This is a genomic window from Bacillus sp. B15-48, assembly GCF_016879755.1.
Lineage (GTDB): Bacteria > Bacillota > Bacilli > Bacillales > Cytobacillaceae > Mesobacillus_B.
The window spans coordinates 302,918-321,321 of sequence record NZ_WOFU01000004.1; the positions used below are offsets into that span (position 1 = coordinate 302,918).

General features: G+C 37.5%; 15 protein-coding genes and 2 tRNA genes. 3 read left to right on the forward strand and 14 right to left on the reverse strand.

Features of this window, described 5'->3' with window-relative positions; translation table 11 throughout:
- Positions 1 to 13 precede the first annotated feature (13 nt).
- The 8 genes from GNT69_RS14815 to GNT69_RS14850 all read right to left on the reverse strand — a co-directional run bounded on the left by GNT69_RS14815 (position 14) and on the right by GNT69_RS14850 (position 9,242).
- Entirely contained in the window at positions 14 to 3,241 is a 3,228-nt protein-coding gene (locus GNT69_RS14815) for a winged helix-turn-helix domain-containing protein (protein ID WP_203555751.1), read from the reverse strand.
- Between the two features lie 251 nt (positions 3,242 to 3,492).
- Positions 3,493 to 4,221: a DUF4652 domain-containing protein gene (locus GNT69_RS14820; protein WP_203555752.1), complete on the reverse strand. Its 729-nt coding sequence runs from the start codon at positions 4,219 to 4,221 to the stop codon at positions 3,493 to 3,495.
- A gap of 216 nt (positions 4,222 to 4,437) precedes the next feature.
- Positions 4,438 to 4,680, reverse strand: coding sequence for a hypothetical protein (locus GNT69_RS14825; protein ID WP_203555753.1), 243 nt, complete (start codon positions 4,678 to 4,680; stop codon positions 4,438 to 4,440).
- 209 nt (positions 4,681 to 4,889) lie between these two features.
- Positions 4,890 to 5,558 (reverse strand): GNAT family N-acetyltransferase, encoded by a 669-nt coding sequence (locus GNT69_RS14830; protein ID WP_203555754.1) that lies wholly within the window; start codon positions 5,556 to 5,558, stop codon positions 4,890 to 4,892.
- A 16-nt stretch (positions 5,559 to 5,574) separates the two neighbouring features.
- The gene (locus tag GNT69_RS14835) at positions 5,575 to 6,450 is read right to left on the reverse strand and encodes a carbon-nitrogen hydrolase family protein (RefSeq protein WP_203555755.1); all 876 of its coding nucleotides are present in this window, start codon (positions 6,448 to 6,450) and stop codon (positions 5,575 to 5,577) included.
- 222 nt (positions 6,451 to 6,672) lie between these two features.
- Positions 6,673 to 7,332 carry a 3-oxoacid CoA-transferase subunit B gene (locus GNT69_RS14840; RefSeq protein WP_203555756.1) on the reverse strand — a complete coding sequence of 220 codons (660 nt, stop codon included), beginning with the start codon at positions 7,330 to 7,332 and terminating at the stop codon, positions 6,673 to 6,675.
- Positions 7,333 to 7,347: 15 nt separating this feature from the next.
- A complete protein-coding gene (locus tag GNT69_RS14845; protein WP_203555757.1) occupies positions 7,348 to 8,040 on the reverse strand; it encodes a CoA transferase subunit A in 693 nt (230 codons plus the stop codon).
- 2 nt (positions 8,041 to 8,042) lie between these two features.
- Positions 8,043 to 9,242, reverse strand: coding sequence for an acetyl-CoA C-acetyltransferase (locus GNT69_RS14850; protein ID WP_203555758.1), 1,200 nt, complete (start codon positions 9,240 to 9,242; stop codon positions 8,043 to 8,045).
- Between the two features lie 162 nt (positions 9,243 to 9,404).
- Between GNT69_RS14850 and GNT69_RS14855 the strand changes: the two genes are divergently transcribed.
- From GNT69_RS14855 to GNT69_RS14865, 3 genes are all read left to right on the forward strand, one after another.
- Positions 9,405 to 10,280 carry a LysR family transcriptional regulator gene (locus tag GNT69_RS14855; protein ID WP_203555759.1) on the forward strand — a complete coding sequence of 292 codons (876 nt, stop codon included), beginning with the start codon at positions 9,405 to 9,407 and terminating at the stop codon, positions 10,278 to 10,280.
- 35 nt (positions 10,281 to 10,315) lie between these two features.
- Positions 10,316 to 11,227 (forward strand): dipicolinate synthase subunit DpsA, encoded by a 912-nt coding sequence (gene dpsA, locus GNT69_RS14860; RefSeq protein WP_203555760.1) that lies wholly within the window; start codon positions 10,316 to 10,318, stop codon positions 11,225 to 11,227.
- A gap of 105 nt (positions 11,228 to 11,332) precedes the next feature.
- Positions 11,333 to 11,530, forward strand: a complete 198-nt coding sequence (locus GNT69_RS14865; RefSeq protein WP_203555761.1) for a hypothetical protein — start codon at positions 11,333 to 11,335, stop codon at positions 11,528 to 11,530.
- Positions 11,531 to 12,168: 638 nt separating this feature from the next.
- On the opposite strand, the gene GNT69_RS14870 is transcribed toward GNT69_RS14865, so the two are convergent.
- The 6 genes from GNT69_RS14870 to GNT69_RS14895 form a co-directional block, all read right to left on the reverse strand.
- Positions 12,169 to 12,240 (reverse strand) — tRNA-Gln (locus GNT69_RS14870).
- Positions 12,241 to 12,365: 125 nt separating this feature from the next.
- A tRNA-OTHER gene (locus GNT69_RS14875) sits at positions 12,366 to 12,433 on the reverse strand.
- A 70-nt stretch (positions 12,434 to 12,503) separates the two neighbouring features.
- The gene (locus tag GNT69_RS14880; protein ID WP_203555762.1) at positions 12,504 to 14,693 is read right to left on the reverse strand and encodes an alpha-galactosidase; all 2,190 of its coding nucleotides are present in this window, start codon (positions 14,691 to 14,693) and stop codon (positions 12,504 to 12,506) included.
- Positions 14,694 to 14,769: 76 nt separating this feature from the next.
- Positions 14,770 to 16,467: a restriction endonuclease subunit S gene (locus GNT69_RS14885; RefSeq protein WP_203555763.1), complete on the reverse strand. Its 1,698-nt coding sequence runs from the start codon at positions 16,465 to 16,467 to the stop codon at positions 14,770 to 14,772.
- Positions 16,468 to 16,669: 202 nt separating this feature from the next.
- The gene (locus GNT69_RS14890) at positions 16,670 to 16,957 is read right to left on the reverse strand and encodes a Dabb family protein (RefSeq protein ID WP_203555764.1); all 288 of its coding nucleotides are present in this window, start codon (positions 16,955 to 16,957) and stop codon (positions 16,670 to 16,672) included.
- A gap of 186 nt (positions 16,958 to 17,143) precedes the next feature.
- Positions 17,144 to 18,214, reverse strand: a complete 1,071-nt coding sequence (locus tag GNT69_RS14895; RefSeq protein ID WP_203555765.1) for a Y-family DNA polymerase — start codon at positions 18,212 to 18,214, stop codon at positions 17,144 to 17,146.
- Between the last annotated feature and the right edge of the window lie 190 nt (positions 18,215 to 18,404).

Below are 18,404 nucleotides of genomic sequence, written 5' to 3' on the forward strand. Positions count from 1 at the left end.
GAAAACAGGATGTCTAAAGTGGAGAAATCGATTGTTCAGCAGAAAGAATCATTTCGTACATATGACGTGTCGGGTCAAGCGGTGGAACGCCTAGTTCATCTTCAAGAACTTTACAGCATTTCTTATACCATTTAATTGCATACGGACGATTATTTTTTCGGTAATAGCAAAACATCAGCAACCGATAAGCCTCTTCCCATGTAGAGTCTTTTTCTAGTATGTTTTCACACCAATAGATTGCTTTTTCGTAATCTTCTTTTCTCACATATAGCTGTGCTAGTTTTTCCGCTGCCCTTAAAAATAGAACTTGCAGACGCTCCCTTTCATTCAAACACCAATCTTCATAACGCCGGTCACGTAAATAATCACCTTTGTACATTTGCAGTCCATTTTCAAGGGATTGGATGACATACTCATCTTTCTCCTCCTCAAACCCAAGACCAACCCATTTTCCGAAAAGAACAGAATCCAGTTCAATTCCGGCATCGAAATTCAAACCATAAGCTGAACCTTCTCTTTTTATAAAAAATGGAGTTTCCCGTGCCTTTCGATTCGGTTCCAGCACTTTATTGAGAGCATTTAGTGCTACTTTAAAATCGGTAGCGGCGCTTTTTCCATCTAGATTAGGCCACAGCTTATGGAAAATTTCCTCTTTAGGAAACAATGTGAATGGACTAGTCGTAAACAGCTGCAACAACTCTTTCGCCTTCTCACGCTGCCACGCTCGCTCTTCTACTTCGTTTTCACCTAGCCACACACGAAAGGAACCTAATGTTTTAATTCTCAATGTGTATCCAGGATGGGAATTAAGATGTAGGAGGTTCATATTTGCTAATAACTTGGAAAAAAATGAAGATGAGGATATCCTCTTCCCCGCATTAATTAACATCGGAGCAAACATCCGTAAATCTTTAGGGCCAAAGATCGTCCGATGATAAAAAATAAATTCATTTTTTCCTTTTTCAACTTGTTTTAGCAATAAATCGATATATTTTTCATGATCTGAGCCCTCAGTACAGTATGCGAGCCATAAGTAGGAAAGCATTTTTCCGTATTCATCGTAGCATTGCCTGAACATCTTTTCTGCTTTCTTAATATAGGCAATCGCTTCAGAGTTCTGTAAGTGATAAACAGCCGCAATCCCCATACTTAAAGTGATTAAGCTAGAAAGCCATAGATCTTTTACTTTTTCCGTTTCTTTTAAAGCGCGATTTCCCGCTTCAATCGCTTTGTCGTAGTCCCCATTCCTTCCGTATAACAGACATAAACCCATTAATGGCTCTGCTTTGCCTCGGTCAATGTGAAGGTCATCCATAATTTTCAATGCTGTTTCATAGCATTGAATGGCCAATGACTGTTCATATTGCTCGAGAATCTGGACAGCATGACCCATTCTTATCCAACCACATGCTTCAACAAAAGGAGAGTTAATTTTCATCCCATAGTTGATTCCTACTTGAGCTAATCTCTTTGCTTTTAAGCCATTTCCCTGCAAAACCTCAATTAACGCTAATAAAAGGTCGGTCTCACGATGAGATTGCGGCAAATGAATCTGCAGTTTCTGCTTTTTTTCTAGCAACGTTTTTTGTGCCAATTTAATGCGTCCTGTTCGCAAATATAAGCGAGCTTCTAAATGAAGGTCCACTTGATGACCATTAATCTTCTGGGCTAGCTTCATCCATTTTTCTGCTTTCAATGCTTCTCCTAAATTAAGTAAGTTTTCCGCTAGCAATTGATATAACTTTCCAGCATCTGCTTCAGAATGTAAGTGGCTTTTCTCAAGAATTTCAATCGCTGAATGTAAAAAATGGTCAGCTATATCCGGTTGGATTGTATCTAAATAGATTTTTGCTTTCCCTTCTAGTGCTCTACTTTTTTCTCTTGGTTTTCCTTTTTTTTCGGCACCAATAATCGCTTTATCATAACAAGTTTCCGCTTCTTGATAAAGAGAGCGATAGCGAAAAACTTCCCCTTGTAAAAACCAAAGGTGAAAATAGCGATCCTTCACCTCCTCAGGAATCTTTGTTAACAGGGCATTCAAACTTTCAAGTTTTCCGCTTTCAAGCATCATGATTCCATACTCTGTTAACAGCGCAGCTGAAGCTTGATAATCATTGATTTTTTGAAAATGAAATAACGCAAGTTCAAATCGTTTTCTCGTTTCATAATAGCGGCCACAACGTTCGTGTAACAGCTGAAACTGATGCGGGTGATGCTTTTTTAGCTGTGTTTCTAAAAATTCTTTAAACAACGCATGGTAACGATATTGGTGATCATCCATTTTTTGAATGAATAAATTTTGTTCTGATATTTGCTGAAGGATTGCCACTGTGTTTGTAAAACCTAATACCGTTTCACAAATTTCCTGATCTAGCTCTTCAAATACACTTGTCTGCTCAAGAAATTCCTGGATGAGCGGAGGTTGTTTTTCAAATACTTCACTTGCTAAATAAGGAAATAAATGATCGATCGTGTTCATAGACTTTTGTATAAACGCCTCAACATTCTGATTATCATGCAACTGTTGCGCGATCAACCCTAATGCAATCGCCCATCCCTCAGTTAAATCATAAATCTTGTTCAAATGTTCTTGAGTTAAGGAAATGTCATAATATTCCAATAATAATAACGCCACTTCATCCTTTGTAAATACTAAATCATCTTTCGTAATTTCTAGAAACTGATGGCTCGTTTTCATTTTTAACAATGATTTCCATCCTGGTCTGCTTCTGCTTAAGAGAATAAAGTGGAAATGGTCTGGAAGATGCTCAATCACCATTTCCATCCAATAGTTTATCTGATAAGAATGTTCAACATGATGATAATCATCTAAAACGATTGTAATCTCATGATTGATAGAAACAGCTTCATTAATAAATAAAGAACTTAGTGTATTTAATTGCTCTTTACTAATGTACGGATCGATTTGACTTAAGTACTCGGATAATTCAGTAGCAAAGTTTGGAACAATCGTTTGAATTGAGGAGATTATGTAAGTTAAAAATGGATGAATATCGTCATCAGATGCAGAAATTGAATACCAGCAAAAAGGCAAGCGTTCATCGTGAACATACAAAGCTAAGGCTGTACTTTTCCCATAACCTGCACCGGCATGAACAATCGTAAGCGAATAATCAGAAAGCGTTTTTAACTTCTTTGTTAATTGAGCCCTTCTAATATTTTCTTCCTTGTATTTTGGGGCAAGAAGCTTTGTTTTTATCACCTGAATTTTCTGCTTCATGTTTTCCCTCCTCATACATTTAGCTTGGTTTCTTCCCCAGTTGTTAAAAAATCCGTAAATTTCCTAAGGGGTAATGCTAATATCCAATCGTTTCCATTTCACTCTATCATATCATTTGAACGATAAAAAAAGACTCGAAATTCATCGAGTCTTTGAAAATGACAATAAATAGTTAGTCTGCTAAATCCTTAGTTCTAAGATTGTCTAAAACCCGACGGAATGGAAAAGAAATCCACGGATTTTACGAGAGATTATTCAGCCTTTTCGATTTGTTCATCTAATGTATTTAAAGGGAGCTCATTTGAATATTCTTCATATTCGTTCATAATATCATCAATATATTTGATCCCCTCATAATAAAGAATATTTTGATCAATATGGAAATCTGTGATTTCAACTCGCTCGTCTTCAGTAAGTTGGATTTTTTCACCTGATTCAATCTTTACATAATAAATTTCGCCACCGATCCCAACTGTTCCATGTGAAAAGCCAATAATAACAAAAAGATGGTTATCATCATGCCAGATTACGTTTTTAGGTTTTAAGTTGTTCTCAGTACCAATCAATTTCTCTTGTTGTCCAGTTTCTAAATCGACTAAATAAAGACTGCTATCCACTTCCCACTCAACTGGGGAAATGTAAACCGCCTTGCTGTTGTCGTTTGACATAGCGGGATTTGTAGACGGTCCCTCTGCCAAGACGGTCACTTTTCCTTCTGGATCGATCAATTCTATTTCATCCGTTTCACCATTTAACCGGATTTCATAGAATGATTGTTCATTGTCTTCGTCACCTACAGCCCCATCATCAGAAGGTGTTTGCTCATCTGTTCCTTCATCATTTGTCTCCGGCTCTTCTACATTATTTTCTTCGCTGACTTCATCATTCGTGTCTGTTTCTTCTGGGTTTTCAGCATTTGTACAACCTGCTAATACTAAGAAGAAAATGGTCAACAGCAAGAAAACTTTCATTTGTTTCATACGATCCCTCCAACTACCTTTTCTTATTTATAATTATCATACCACAAAGAGTTGTTAGTAAGGTATTACTAGAGATAATGTCGAAAAATGAGGTTTAATAGCTTAAAAGTTTATCGCTGCAACGTGTTACTGTTCCTCCGCTGTCAAACATTAAAAGGCGAACAAATTCTGTTCGCCTTTTTTTCTGACCAAACTACTTATTCACTCCATCATTTACTATGCATAGTTAATTCCGGCAAGTTTAATTTTGTTACGATCATCTGAACTACATGGTGTCACAGCGTAAGTCATTTCACAATTTGGACAGTTCATTATGACTCTTTCTAATGTGAACGTTTCTCCGCACTCACAATTAATTTCATGTGCCACTGCCGGGACAATGCTGTCTTTGCCTTTGCTTTTCACATGATCGACGATCGCTTTACCATCCTTTAATTTTGATGAACATCCACAGCTCATTCAAACCCCTCCAATGAATATGTGTTAGTTTGCTAATTATTACACTAACAATAGCATAGAAAAATTCAAATTCCTGTGTCCGATTTTTAAAGATTTCATGTTTGTAACGATAATACATAGTTTTATCACAATTCCTTTGCATTTTGTTCAAAATCCCAACCTATTAAAGCTTAAGAAACATTAAAAAGGGAGATCTGACTTGATCTCCTTTACTTGCTATACCATGGGTTTTTCCATTCCATGAGGACCCCATAATTATGCGATTCTTCATCTTCTAAATAGTTCGCGATAACTCCTACAGGTGTACGGCCGCATCGCAATAGAAAAGTGATAACAGGATCTTTCAATTGTCCTTTTAAGATATTTTCCAAATATTGCTCTGCTGTCAGATGATCGGCCACTTTATGATACCCAGGGATTCTGCCTCCACCGAGCAAACGTTCTAATTGTAAATGAACAACAACTTCATACATTGACTGCATAAGCCACTTTCCCAATCCGTATGTTCGGTACGTTGGACGAACGCAAATATCAACAACATACAAAGTATTTCCGTTTGGGTTATGGGTGGAAATATAGCCGTTATCTGTAATCCCTTCCCAAGTATGGTTCGGATGTTGTGGGTCAAAATCGACAATGAGCCCCGTCATTGAAGCAACAATATTGCCATCGATTTCAACACATAGTGCTCCTTCTGGAAAAAGCTTAACATGGCTGATAAGCTGATCATGATTCCACCACAATTCAGATGGGAAAGGCGGAGGAAAACTCTCCTGTTGAATGCGAATTAAATCTGAAAAATCCTCGGTCTGATAGTTGCGAATGATAGCTGGAACAGGTTGATTTTCACGAAAAACATAAATCTCTTTCCGGTACATTATCCAACCTCCTAAATTAAACCTCTACTTTTTGTTTCTCCCAATCTGGGTAAAGATCTGTGCGCCGGTCACGCCAAGTTGTCACTGAGCCATGGCTGCGAACTTGATAGAGTAATTCTAAATCGAGATCTGTAGTGACAATCATATCTTGATTGATTTCTCCTTCAACTAAAATGCCTTTTGGCGGAAAAGGAACATCATTTGGAGTAATCACAGCTGCTTGGCCAAAATTTCCTCTCATAAAATCAACGGTTTGAAGCGAACCGACTGTACCTGTTGTGACAACATATATTTGGTTTTCAATCGCTCTAGCATGGCTTGTATAGCGGATGCGATGAAAGCCGTGACGATCATCTGTGCATGACGGACAGAAAATCACATCAGCTCCCTTTGCTTTTGCCATGCGAACAATTTCAGGAAACTCGATGTCATAACAAGTTAACATCGCCACTGTTCCTTTTTCCGTTTCAAACACATGCAAATCATCACCAGCGCTCATATTCCATTCATTCACTTCTGTCGGCGTAATATGAAGTTTCGCTTGTTCAGCCACCCTTCCATCCGGATAAAACAGATGAGCAACATTGTATAGCTTGCCATTTTTATTTATAACATGCGTACCAGCAATGATATGCATATTCGTCTTTATAGCCAGCGTTGTAAATAAAGAACGGTATTGTTCTGTAAAATTAGGTAATTCGTCAATGGTTAATGCTTCCCCAAATTGATTTTGAATTGACAGTAGCTGAGTCGTAAAAAATTCGGGAAATAATATGAAATCAGCGGAAAACTCCTCAGCTGTTTTTACATAATGTTCAACCTGTTTGGCAAATTCGTCGAAAGAATGAATCGTGTGGAGATGATATTGAACAGCTGAAACCCTTAGTTTCATTTATATACCTACTTTCCTTATGAAATTATCATATTATTAAGTTTGTAATATTTATAATAGAAATCATAAGGACATTATTAAATAAAACGAGTTATATAACAAGTCGAAAGTTAAGGATTCATAAAAAAAGATTTTTAACGTTATTCCTATTGAATCCGTCGTATGGAATTTGTGCATTCCATTGAAAAACCCCGTTCTTAGTTCGAGCGGGGTTAAACGACATTAATAAGCATTTATTTTTAAATCTTCAGAGACAATCAATTTTGGTTCAGTTGAGTCAATGACATCTTGAACACTATATCCTTCAGCGACTTCAACCAACTTTAGCCCTTCGCCTGTCACATCAATGACAGCACGGTCCGTAATGATTCTGTTGACCACCTTTTGACCGGTTAGTGGCAAGGAACATTCTTTTAAAATTTTCGCTTGACCCGCTTTATTTACATGCTCCATAATGACAATGATTTTTTTCGCACCATGTACTAAATCCATCGCACCGCCCATGCCTTTAATCATTTTGCCCGGAATCATCCAGTTCGCCAAATCGCCGTTTTCAGCTACTTCCATTCCACCTAAAATCGCGACATCAATATGACCTCCACGAATCATTGCGAACGATTCTGCATTGCTAAAGAAACATGCCCCTTTAATGGCCGTCACCGTCTCTTTTCCAGCATTGATTAAATCGGGATCCACTTCTTCTTCTGTAGGATAAGGCCCAATTCCTAATAACCCATTTTCGGATTGTAAAACGACGTTTTTATCATCAGAAATATAATTGGCTACCATCGTCGGCATTCCAATTCCTAAATTTACATAGGAACCATCGAAAATTTCTTTTTCTGCTCTTTGAGCAATTTTGATTCTTACGTTTTTCGTCATAGTTCATCCTCCTCCTTATTTAGACTGAACGGTTAAACGTTCAATTCGTTTTTCTTGTTTACCAACGATTAGACCTTGAACATAAATGCTTGGTGTATGAATTTCATCTGGGGCCAGCTCACCGACCTCTACTAATTCTTCGACTTCACAAATGGTTACGTTTCCTGCAGCCGCCATGATTGGATTAAAATTTTGTGCTGTTTTTCGATAAACAACATTTCCCATCTTATCGGCCTTCCATGCTCTGATCAAACTAAAATCAGCGGTTAATCCTTCTTCAAGTAAATATTGTTTCCCATTAAATTCTCTTGTTTCTCTTCCTTCGGCAATCGGTGTCCCTACTCCGGCAGGGGTGTAAAAAGCAGGAATCCCAGCGCCACCTGCCCGAATTTTCTCTGCTAACGATCCTTGAGGAACGAGTTGAACCTCTAACTCCCCACTTAATACTTGTCTCTCAAACTCTTTATTTTCGCCAACATAGGAAGAAATCATTTTTTTGATTTGTTTATTTTTTAGTAAAAGACCAAGACCCCAATCGTCGACTCCACAGTTATTTGAGATCACGGTCAAGTCTTTCACATTTTTATCACGAAGGGCTTTAATTAGATTTTCTGGAATTCCAACAAGCCCAAAACCCCCAACCATTAACGTCATTCCGTCTTTAATTTCACTAACAGCATCTTCAAAACTAGTATAAATTTTCTTCATTTTCATTTCCCTCCCGGTTCGTTTTCGATAATCGTAGAAACTCCTTGACCTCCACCAATGCATAAGGTAGCGAGGCCGTACCTTTCATTCCGTCGTTTTAACTCGTGAACAAGTGTTACAAGGATTCTCGCTCCACTAGCACCAATTGGATGTCCTAATGCAATAGCTCCTCCATTGACATTTAAAATTTCTTTTCGGAACTGTAATTCTTTTCCGACCGCTAACGCTTGGGCAGCAAACGCCTCATTTGCTTCAATAAGATTTACATCCTCAATTGTAAGGCCCGCCCTTTCTAATGCTTTTTTCGTTGCCGGCACTGGACCGAGCCCCATCACACTAGGGTCAATGGCGGCACTGGCATTTGCCCGAATAGTTGCTAGCGGCGTTAAATTCAATTCTTCTGCTTTTCTGCGACTCATGACGAGAACCGCTGCCGCCCCATCATTGATTCCTGAAGCGTTCCCAGCGGTGACACTCCCGTCTTTTTTAAACGCTGGTTTTAATTTTGCTAATTTCTCTGCAGTCGTTCCAGGTCTTACATACTCATCTTTATCAAAAAGAACCGGATCTCCTTTACGCTGAGGAATTTCGACAGCAGTAATCTCGTCATTAAATTTCCCGTTCTCAATCGCTTGCAATGATTTTTGCTGGCTCAAGGCGGCAAATTCATCTTGCTCTTCTCGTGTCAGTTTGTATTTTTCACATATATTTTCTGCAGTTACACCCATGTGGTAATCATTGAAGGCACACCATAATCCGTCATGAATCATGCTGTCAATCAGGTTTTGATTCCCCATCCGTAAACCATTCCTTGCTCCCATTGATAAGTAAGGTGCTTGACTCATATTTTCCATCCCACCAGCCACGATGATGTCCGCTTCTCCCGCGATAATCGCTTGGGTTGCAAGATGCACAGCCTTCAATCCTGATCCACATACTTTATTGATCGTTAAAGCTGGAACATACTCAGGCAAACCAGCTTGGATTAGTGCCTGTCGGGCAGGGTTTTGTCCTAAACCTGCTTGAAGGACATTCCCCATAATCACTTCATCCACTTGATTTCCTTCAATTCCAGCAGAATCAAGCACTGCGTTTATTACTGTAGCTCCTAATTGAACGGCACTTACGTCTTTTAAACTGCCTCCAAAGGAACCGATTGGCGTCCTGTTAGCGTTTACAATCACGACATCGTTGTTTGCCAATTTTTATTCCTCCTGCTGTCTGTTTTTTTGAGTCTGTTTCATAAATTTTATTTTTAGAATATTCTTTTTATGTTTAAATTAAAGTTTACATGCTTTTCATTTATAAGTAAAATGAATAATAGGAATAATTTTTATGCCAAATTAGAATAAATAGGTGGTACGATGGAATTAAAGGATTTACGCTATTTTACAGAAGTGGTTAGTTATGGAAGTTTTACGAAAGCAGCAGTGAATACATTCGTTTCCCAACCGACGTTAAGCAAATCAATAAAAAAACTTGAAGCTGAACTGAAAGTAGAATTGTTTGAGCGTTCTACACGGAAATTAGTATTAACAGATGCTGGGGAAATTGTTTACCAGCAAGCAATGAAAATGATAAGTGCAACAAACGAGCTTACCACACTGCTAGATGATCTAAAGAATTTACCAACTGGTGCGATAAAAATCGGAATTCCCCCGCTCATTGGGACGCTTTTTTTCCCAACGATTGCTTTGAATTTCGGAAAAATTTATGATGAAATTTCGTTAGAGTTAATTGAACTAGGTGCAAAGCGAATTGAACAGTTAGTAGATGAAGGAAAGGTCGATGTAGGCATCATCGTACTGCCTACGAATTCTGATAAGTTTCATATCTATCCATATATAAGAGAAGATTTCATGGTTTATACAAGTACAAATCACCCTTTAGCTAAAAAAAACATAGTAAAACTAGAAGAATTAAAAGATGAGCACTTTATTTTGTTTAATCGGGAATTTGCATTGCATCATTTAATTATTCAGCAATGCAAAGAAGCAGGTTTTAACCCCAACATCGCTTACGAAAGCTCACAATGGGATTTAATCGCCGAACTTGTCACTGCGCAATTGGGAATCACCCTTTTACCAAAATCAATCTATAAAAAAATGGATCAAAAGGTCATTAAAGCGATTCCGTTGCACACTCCCCCAATCTGGGAGCTTGGTATTATTGCGAAAAAGGACCGTTACCAATCTTATGCCGTTCGCACTTTGATTCGCTTTCTTACGGAACAACCTTAACGTATGCGCAAAATTTTTAAAAAGGTGGAATATTGATGTTAACAAAACTTAAGTTAATTATTATTGGCGGAGATCATCGCCAAGTGGAAATAGCAAAAATGATTGCTAATAAAGGCGGAGCTGTAAGCATGGTAGGATTTGAACAATTAGCTGATGAACAGATTGATCAAATGAAAATAGGATTTCAAGAAGTCGATGTTCGTAAAGTAGATGCGATTCTCTTCCCTGTTGGAGGGGTTAATGATACAGGAAAGGTTGAAAGTGCTTACTCAGATAAATCGATGTTAATCACTAAAGAACTATTCGCTAAAACACGTGAAGATTGCGTGATTTATACTGGTATCATCACTCCTTCCCTCAAACAGCTGGCAGACGTAACGAATCGAAAACTCGTTGCTCTATTTGAAAGAGATGATCTTGCCATTTATAACTCGATCCCGACTGCTGAAGGAGCCTTAAAATTAGCGATTGAACATACAGATTTTACGATTCATGGATCAAACGTCACTGTTTTAGGCTATGGCAGAGTTGGAAAAACAATTGCCCGGGTGTTTTCAGCTGTAGGAGCAAATGTACGCGTAGGCGTTCGAAAGGCTGCCGATATGGCACGAGTTTCTGAAGTCGGGTTAAAAGCCTTTCATTTAAATAATCTTGAGAAAGAAGTCTCAAATGTTGACATTTGTATAAATACAATCCCATATTTAATTCTTAGCAAACCAATCCTTGTAAATATGTGTTCTCATTCATTAATTATTGATTTAGCTTCAAAGCCAGGAGGAACTGATTTTCAATTTGCAAAAGAAAAAGGATTAAAGGTTTTGTGGGCATTAGGCTTGCCTGGGAAGGTGGCACCACGAACGGCAGGTGAGTTGATTGGTCATGTCCTAACTGATTTATTACAGGAACAGCTCTCCGCATTATCAGAGAAAGAGAAGGATTGTTTTTGAAAATTCAAAAAATAGTCAAATTTGCTACGCTTTTTCTTATTATAAGTGGATATAATTAAATTAAGGGAGATGCTTTCCCGATAAAAATGAAGGGAGGAAATAAAAATGTCTATGGCTGACTTTGCTGATATTTATCGGATCTGTTATGGCAATGGATATGAGGAAATTGAAGTGGAGGATATCATAAAAATGAGTAAGATTAGGCGCTTAAATGATGCTAAAACAACTCCCACTGCTACTCAACCTGAAGAAACGATGAATAAAGAAACTGTAGAGGCTGAAAAAGAATTAGTACTTGTTTAACAAAAAAAATGGTGGGTATAAAAATGATTCGTCAAATCGTATATGAAAATATCCCCCATGATTGTAAGAAAGACCACAAACATGGGGGATCATTTTGCACAAAAACAGTAAGATTTACGAAGTTTTTTATTTGTCATAACGAATTAACCTCTTTAAAGATTTACGAACGAAATATAAATGATCATTCTCTAATACGGGAATAGAGATATTTATACACAGGATTACGATATTCATTCATCCATCAGTTAATCCTTACTATTTATATTTTGGCGTTTATTCTTCATATGACTGATCATTCGGTTATAATCCCCTTCATCAATAATCCCTATAGCTTTAAATATAAACGAATAGTTAAGGATCTTTTTTTGAATTCTTGGGCTTTGTTTCATGTAAGGACACCTTCCTTTCCTGTTATTCAGTGAAATCAATCTTTTTAATAAAAAAACTGTTATATCTATAAGTTTCCTTCCGAAAAAATCGGTTAAAATGATTTAAACCTAAAAAGTTTCCTTAAGGCAAATTTAATGGATGATAGCAAGTTTTGTCAATAGGCGGTTGTTCGTGAAAATGGATATCAAGCTAGAAAATCATCCAAAATAAAAAAAGCTGAACTCAGTAAAGTTCAGCGTTTAAAATAGCTGGGCTAGCAGGATTCGAACCTACGCATAACGGAGTCAAAGTCCGTTGCCTTACCGCTTGGCTATAGCCCAACGATAATTGTAGTTTGTGTCGGCGTTTTTATTTCTATTCAAAAACTTACGGAGATGGAAATGTGTGAAAAACGTTGAACTTCATTTTAAGGAATTCAACGTTTTTCACTTATATAGCTATATAGTGGTTGGGCTAGCAGGATTTGAACCTACATCACGAGAACACTTTCGTTGCCTGCTCGGCTATAACCCAACGATACATATAGTATGTTTAACTTGCTCTTGTTTTATTCACTGGAATTTGGTGCTGGAAAATTTTTAAATTAGTTTTTTACAAACCGCCAAAAGAAGCTAATAAAATCCCCTTTCGTTCGAGGAATCGTTAGGCCAACGTTCATCAATTCATCGCCGCCATATACTTTCCCATTGTCTACATGCTGATAAAGAAAATCTTCATGTAATCCTTTTAATTTTAAAATGCGGATCGGAGGCGCAGGTTGTGACAAGATTTTAAAATAACCAACTACTGCCTCAGATTGATCTTCTGAAACGAACATCCAAGCCGCTTCATTCCCTGAAAATGGACTAAGAATTCGGTAGAAATGCCCAAATTGGATGATATGTCTAATTTCTTTGTAATAGACAATTTGCTGTTTAATGAGTTCCTTTTCTTTATTTGTTAATTTCGTTACATCCAATTCATATCCGAGGTTCGCAGACATTGCCACATGCCCGCGAATCTCGAGGGAAGTCACTCGTCCGACTTGGTGATTAGGGACAGCTGACACATGAGCACCGATTGAACTAAACGGGAAAAGAAAACTTGTTCCATATTGGATTTTAAGACGAGAAATGGCGTCTGTATTATCACTCGTCCATGTTTGTGGCATATAATATAACATTCCAGGGTCAAACCGACCTCCACCACTGGAACAATTTTCAAATAGAACATTTGGAAATCGAGAAGTGATTTCCTCAAGGACTCGATATAGTCCTAGCATATAACGATGAGCCGTTTCCCTTTGTCTCTCAGGAGGTAAACTAGCTGAACCAATTTCTGTCATATGGCGATTCATATCCCATTTTACATAACTTATCGGCGCACTGGAAAGAATCTTTGAAACGGCCTCAATAATATACTCGCATACTTCCTCACGAGATAAATCAAGAACCAATTGATTTCTGCCTACAGATCGAGGACGGTTCGGTACATGCAAGCACCAGTCCGGGTGCTTGCGGTACAGGTCACTATCCTCTGACACCATTTCCGGCTCAAACCAAATACCAAATTCAATTCCCATCTCGCGAATTCGTTGCACCGAATCTTCTAAACCATTGGGAAATTTCCGTTTATCGACAACCCAATCACCCAATGAACTTTTTGGATTATCTCTTTTTCCGAACCAGCCATCATCTAAAACAAATAATTCCATTCCTAATTCTTTGCCCTTTTTAGCAATCTGTTCAATTTTTTCTGCAGTAAACTGGAAGTATGTTGCTTCCCAATTATTAATTAAAATCGGTCTTAAAAGGTCACGGTGGATGCCTTGGCATAAACGAGTTCGATATAATTGATGAAAGGTTCTCGACATTTCCCCTAATCCACGGGAAGAATACACCATCACTGCTTCTGGTGTTTGAAAATGATCATTCGGCTCTAACAGCCAAGAAAAATCAAATGAGTTGAGACCGATTGAAGCGCGAGTATTCCGAAATTGATCAACTTCAACTTGAGCTAAAAAGTTTCCGCTATAGACGAAGTGGAAGGCAAACACTTCCCCACTTTCCTCATTCGTCCCCTTTCGGAGCAATGCAAAAAAAGGATCGTGTTGAGGACCACTGGCTCCACGGCGACTTTCAATCACATGGAGACCAGGGGCGAGCGGACGGCGGGCTATGTTCCGTTCATTTGTGTGAGCTCCGTATAATGAGAATAATTCGAATTCATTATCACGGAAATCAACATTGCTACTTAACGCTCTGAGAATTTTAAGTGGATCATTCCCTTGGTTGTCAAATCTTACGGATCGCGTGATTACATTGAAATATTTATAAACCGTATAGAATAATGTAACGGTTAAATTGATTAACTTGTCGATTATGATTACTTCTAACGTTTCTGCTTCATCATCGTCCTCGACATAAGTTGTTGGCAAACCTGGCAATTTCCGTTTTCCCTTATAGATACGATGAGTTTGATAACGAAGGTCCGTCACTGTTGAACCATTCGAGAGCTGAATTTGATAGGCGGGGGTACGAAAATCACCATTCCCATATGCTGGATACTCATGTGGAATCGTATCTAAAGAAAACGTACGATCCGTTAAATCTGGATTGGGTGAAAACCCACCGCGATAAGTATAGAGAATCGGATTACTACCTCGATAAACTTGAATCATCTTCCCCCAATACAAATGAGTTAAATACCCTCTAGGAATCACTTGCATCACATAGCTAACGTCTTTTCCTTGCAAATGAAAAATTTGATGTTCGGAATCATAAGAGATACCCATAAAAACCTCCTAGCAAATTGCTAGCTAACTAATATCAATCGCTAGCTAAGACAAACCAGAACCGAAGTTGCTTTGGTTATCTTTTTTCTTTTAGAAACTCAGTCATTTTACGAACGGTATCATCCAGTTTTTCTTCGAGCTGCTCTATGGTTTCATTTAAGCTTCCATCTTGATTTTTAAGCTGGTTCATATCTTTTTCGATGTCGTTTGCTAACTGAAGGAAAACCATCATCTTTTCGTCGACACTACTAGAAGATTGAATCTCTTTTATAGGTTGCTCATTTTGTAAAGATGTTTGTTTGGACAATGTCTTGTTAATTTTTATCAATCGATTGTCAATAAACGTAGTTAATTCCTGTGTTCGTCGTTCATTCATACTTAATTTATTTTTTAACATAATTAGCATGTCTTTGAGTTCCAACAACCTAGTTTCAGAGGCGTGCTCCATTGTTTCATCACTAACCGCATTTAAATTCGTAATCGGTAATAGTGGAATTCTCGTGTTTTTAATATCGCGAATAAACAAGTTGCGTTTATTCAATCCTCCTCTGTTTTTTCGAACCGTTGTTTGAAGGTCAAAAAGCTTCCTCCCTCCTGATGTTTGTAAGTACGTTTTAATATATTCATTGTCTGTCGAACGAATAACGACAATCTGTTGGCTGGCAATCGCTGGTGGATCTGTTTTTTTATACATATATATTTCACCAACATGTTGTGCAACAGGGGTGATGATATCTCCTGGCTGAAGAATACTGGCAGATTCATTTTCGGTTATGTCGGTGAGAAATTCATTGTCTGCCAACACCTTAAATTGACCATTTTCGAGGTTTGTTGGTTTCACAATTAAATAGTTTCCGCTCTTCAGACGTTTACTGCTATGAATAATCGAACCTAGTCTGACATCAGCAATATCTTCAATCTTACGGATATGTTTATTATTTAGCCTCTTGTCGAACTTATTTAAGCGTGGATTATAATAGTGAGGATCCCATCTTGAACCTGTTAATGTTTCTACATTAACTGAGAAACCGTTATTTTGAAGATAGCAATCCTTGATTTCTTGAAAATTATTTGTGAAATGAGGCATGAACACAGACGTTTTAGGGGCTTCTTTTTTGATAACAATGAGAGACATGTTTTTTAAATCAACAGGAACGTCGCCAGTGTCAAGACTCATAATCATCTCAACATGATAATTTTGGAGAATAAAGTCTCGAAAATCCTGGGCATTATGTGTAAATAAAAAAGAGTTGCTAACTAATGTCACTAACTTTCCTTGATCATTTAGCAAAGATAGTGCTTTTTTCAAATAGACTAGTGCTATATTTTGTTCGAACCCTTCATAAAACATCCGGCCTAGTCTTGGAAAACATGAAATGACACAATCATATTTCTCGGTAAATTCTTTATAAATTGGAAGTTCCTCGCTTAAATCCAATTGTGGGTAGAGTAATTTTCCAAGGGTAATCAAATCTTCGTTCGGATGATATCCTTTAACGGTATCAGCTTGATTAAAATAACTTAAAAGCTTCCCAGTATGACAATGGATATCAATTATTTTTTTCGGATGATCTACGATTGCGATATCAGTAAGCAACTGCGCTAATTCGTTCGGGATATCAATATATTTTCGCGGATCAATCCTTGCTAAGGAATGACTTAAGTCCAACTGAGATCCTGTACTTAAATCAATAAACTCATTTAGAAACTGTCGTAATGAGATTTCTCCATTTTTGTATTTATCAATTAGCATATTTGTTAGGATGACTGGCATGAAAACAACCTCCATAAAGTTTAAATGTTCTTATTCGTTTGTTTATTTTTAAAAATAAATCGCTTACAAAAGGCATTCCTAGTAAATAATGAAACTAAAAAAGCTATAATCATATATTTCGACTTTGACGTGTCATTTTCCTTTAAAATAAATAAAAACGAACGTCAGCTAAAAATAGCTTACGTCCGTTTTTATCTAGTGGTTAAAACTCAAAGTCGACAACTGAATATTCACTCATTCCCATTTCCCCTAATAATTCCCCCACTTCTTGATGTTTCGGGTGCGGTACCATGTATTCTTCGAATGCTTGTTTATCTTTAAACCGGACTGATAGACCAAAATCATAGCCTTCAGCAAAATTTACTCCTGCTTGCGCATCAACAACTCCGGGAATCTCGCGTTTAAAAGCTTTAATTTTTTCAATCACTTCTGCCACTTTTGCCTCACTATTTTCTCGCGAAAAATTAATAAAGGTTAGATGTTCAATCATTTTTTCCCCCTCCTAAAAGATCTCCCTACGATAAAACTATGAACCAAGCTTTATCTATTTATAAGTATTCACTTTTCGTTACAATCATGAAGGGATTGATAAAAAAATCGTTAACGAGAGAGAATGATTTAATCCATCTCTCTTTTAAACCTTTATGCTGCGCCGTTTTCATAGTTGCTTTTCCTATTAAAACAAACTTAACTGAATATAATTTGTATCTTTAAAATTGCTAAACCGAACGCCAAAAAGCACGAGTGGAATTTCACTTAAATGGTCGTCATATAGTTTCTCAACCACTTGATAGATTTGCTCTCGGTCCGAAGTTGCTTCATCCAACGTCATACTTTTTGAATGACTACCTTCTTCTCGCTTTGTTTTATAAACGACCGCAATTGTTCCAGCTCTTAAATTTTTCTGCTTCAACCGCTCGCATAATGATTCAATCATTTTTCTCGCTAAACTCATCAATAATTCCGGTTCAGAAATGGGCTGAGCAAAGGTTTTTTCTTTCCCAATCGTCTTGTCCCCTTTTTCTCTTTCCGGATTGACACGGTCAGATCCAATTCCTAATGCTGCTTTTTGCAGCCACTCTCCCCTTTTGCCAAGAATCAGCTTCAGTTGAAGAGGATCGGACTTAGCTAGATCACCAATCGTAAAAATATCATATTTATTTAGTTTCTCTTCGGTTTTTTGACCACACCCATGCAATTTACTTAATTTTTGTGGATGAAAATAACAACAGAATTGCAGCTGTTGTAAGTGAACATAACCAAAGGGTTTCTTTATATCTGCAGCCATTTTGGCAGACGTTTTCGTATTACTGCAGCCGATACTGCATCCAAGTCTCAATTTTTCCCATAACATCTTTTGGATATAGGTTGCAATCATTTTTGGAGAAGTTCCTTTTTGAACACGCTCCGTTATATCTACATAAGCCTCATCGATACTAGCTGTTTCTGTTGGGCCAATTAATCGGAGAAAGTCCATGATTTTTTTTGAGTAGCTGCCATACAAAGTATGATTTCGCTCGACAATGATCGCTTCGGGACACTTTTTTAATGCCTCGTAAACAGACATCGTCGTATAGACACCTTTATTTTTCGCTTCATAGCTTGCCGCGATGACTAACCCTTTTTTTCGGTTGTTCGGAACACCGCCGACGATAATTGGTTTCCCGAATAATGATGGATCTTCTGCTTGATGAACACTAGCAAAAAAGGAGTTCATATCAATAAGAAGAATGGTTTTTTTTGACATGACAAAGACTCCTTATAGGTGATAATCATTTGTTCCTTTTATAAATATAAAATAGATTCAACACAACTAACAAGAATATGCAAACGTCATTTGATCGAACGAACTTCATCATAAATAAGAGGATGCCATTTGCCATCCTCTCTCCATTCCAATTCAATTTGCTCATGTTCATGAAAAAACCTTCTCAAGG

Bases quoted from the DNA above. Each gene is read 5' to 3' on its own strand.
- GNT69_RS14815 (WP_203555751.1), bottom strand. From the start codon at position 3,241: ATGAAGCAGAAAATTCAGGTGATAAAAACAAAGCTTCTTGCCCCAAAA.
- GNT69_RS14820 (WP_203555752.1), bottom strand. From the start codon at position 4,221: ATGAAACAAATGAAAGTTTTCTTGCTGTTGACCATTTTCTTCTTAGTA.
- GNT69_RS14825 (WP_203555753.1), bottom strand. From the start codon at position 4,680: ATGAGCTGTGGATGTTCATCAAAATTAAAGGATGGTAAAGCGATCGTC.
- GNT69_RS14830 (WP_203555754.1), bottom strand. From the start codon at position 5,558: ATGTACCGGAAAGAGATTTATGTTTTTCGTGAAAATCAACCTGTTCCA.
- GNT69_RS14835 (WP_203555755.1), bottom strand. From the start codon at position 6,450: ATGAAACTAAGGGTTTCAGCTGTTCAATATCATCTCCACACGATTCAT.
- GNT69_RS14840 (WP_203555756.1), bottom strand. From the start codon at position 7,332: ATGACGAAAAACGTAAGAATCAAAATTGCTCAAAGAGCAGAAAAAGAA.
- GNT69_RS14845 (WP_203555757.1), bottom strand. From the start codon at position 8,040: ATGAAGAAAATTTATACTAGTTTTGAAGATGCTGTTAGTGAAATTAAA.
- GNT69_RS14855 (WP_203555759.1), top strand. From the start codon at position 9,405: ATGGAATTAAAGGATTTACGCTATTTTACAGAAGTGGTTAGTTATGGA.
- dpsA (WP_203555760.1), top strand. From the start codon at position 10,316: ATGTTAACAAAACTTAAGTTAATTATTATTGGCGGAGATCATCGCCAA.
- GNT69_RS14865 (WP_203555761.1), top strand. From the start codon at position 11,333: ATGTCTATGGCTGACTTTGCTGATATTTATCGGATCTGTTATGGCAAT.
- GNT69_RS14880 (WP_203555762.1), bottom strand. From the start codon at position 14,693: ATGGGTATCTCTTATGATTCCGAACATCAAATTTTTCATTTGCAAGGA.
- GNT69_RS14885 (WP_203555763.1), bottom strand. From the start codon at position 16,467: ATGCCAGTCATCCTAACAAATATGCTAATTGATAAATACAAAAATGGA.
- GNT69_RS14890 (WP_203555764.1), bottom strand. From the start codon at position 16,957: ATGATTGAACATCTAACCTTTATTAATTTTTCGCGAGAAAATAGTGAG.
- GNT69_RS14895 (WP_203555765.1), bottom strand. From the start codon at position 18,214: ATGTCAAAAAAAACCATTCTTCTTATTGATATGAACTCCTTTTTTGCT.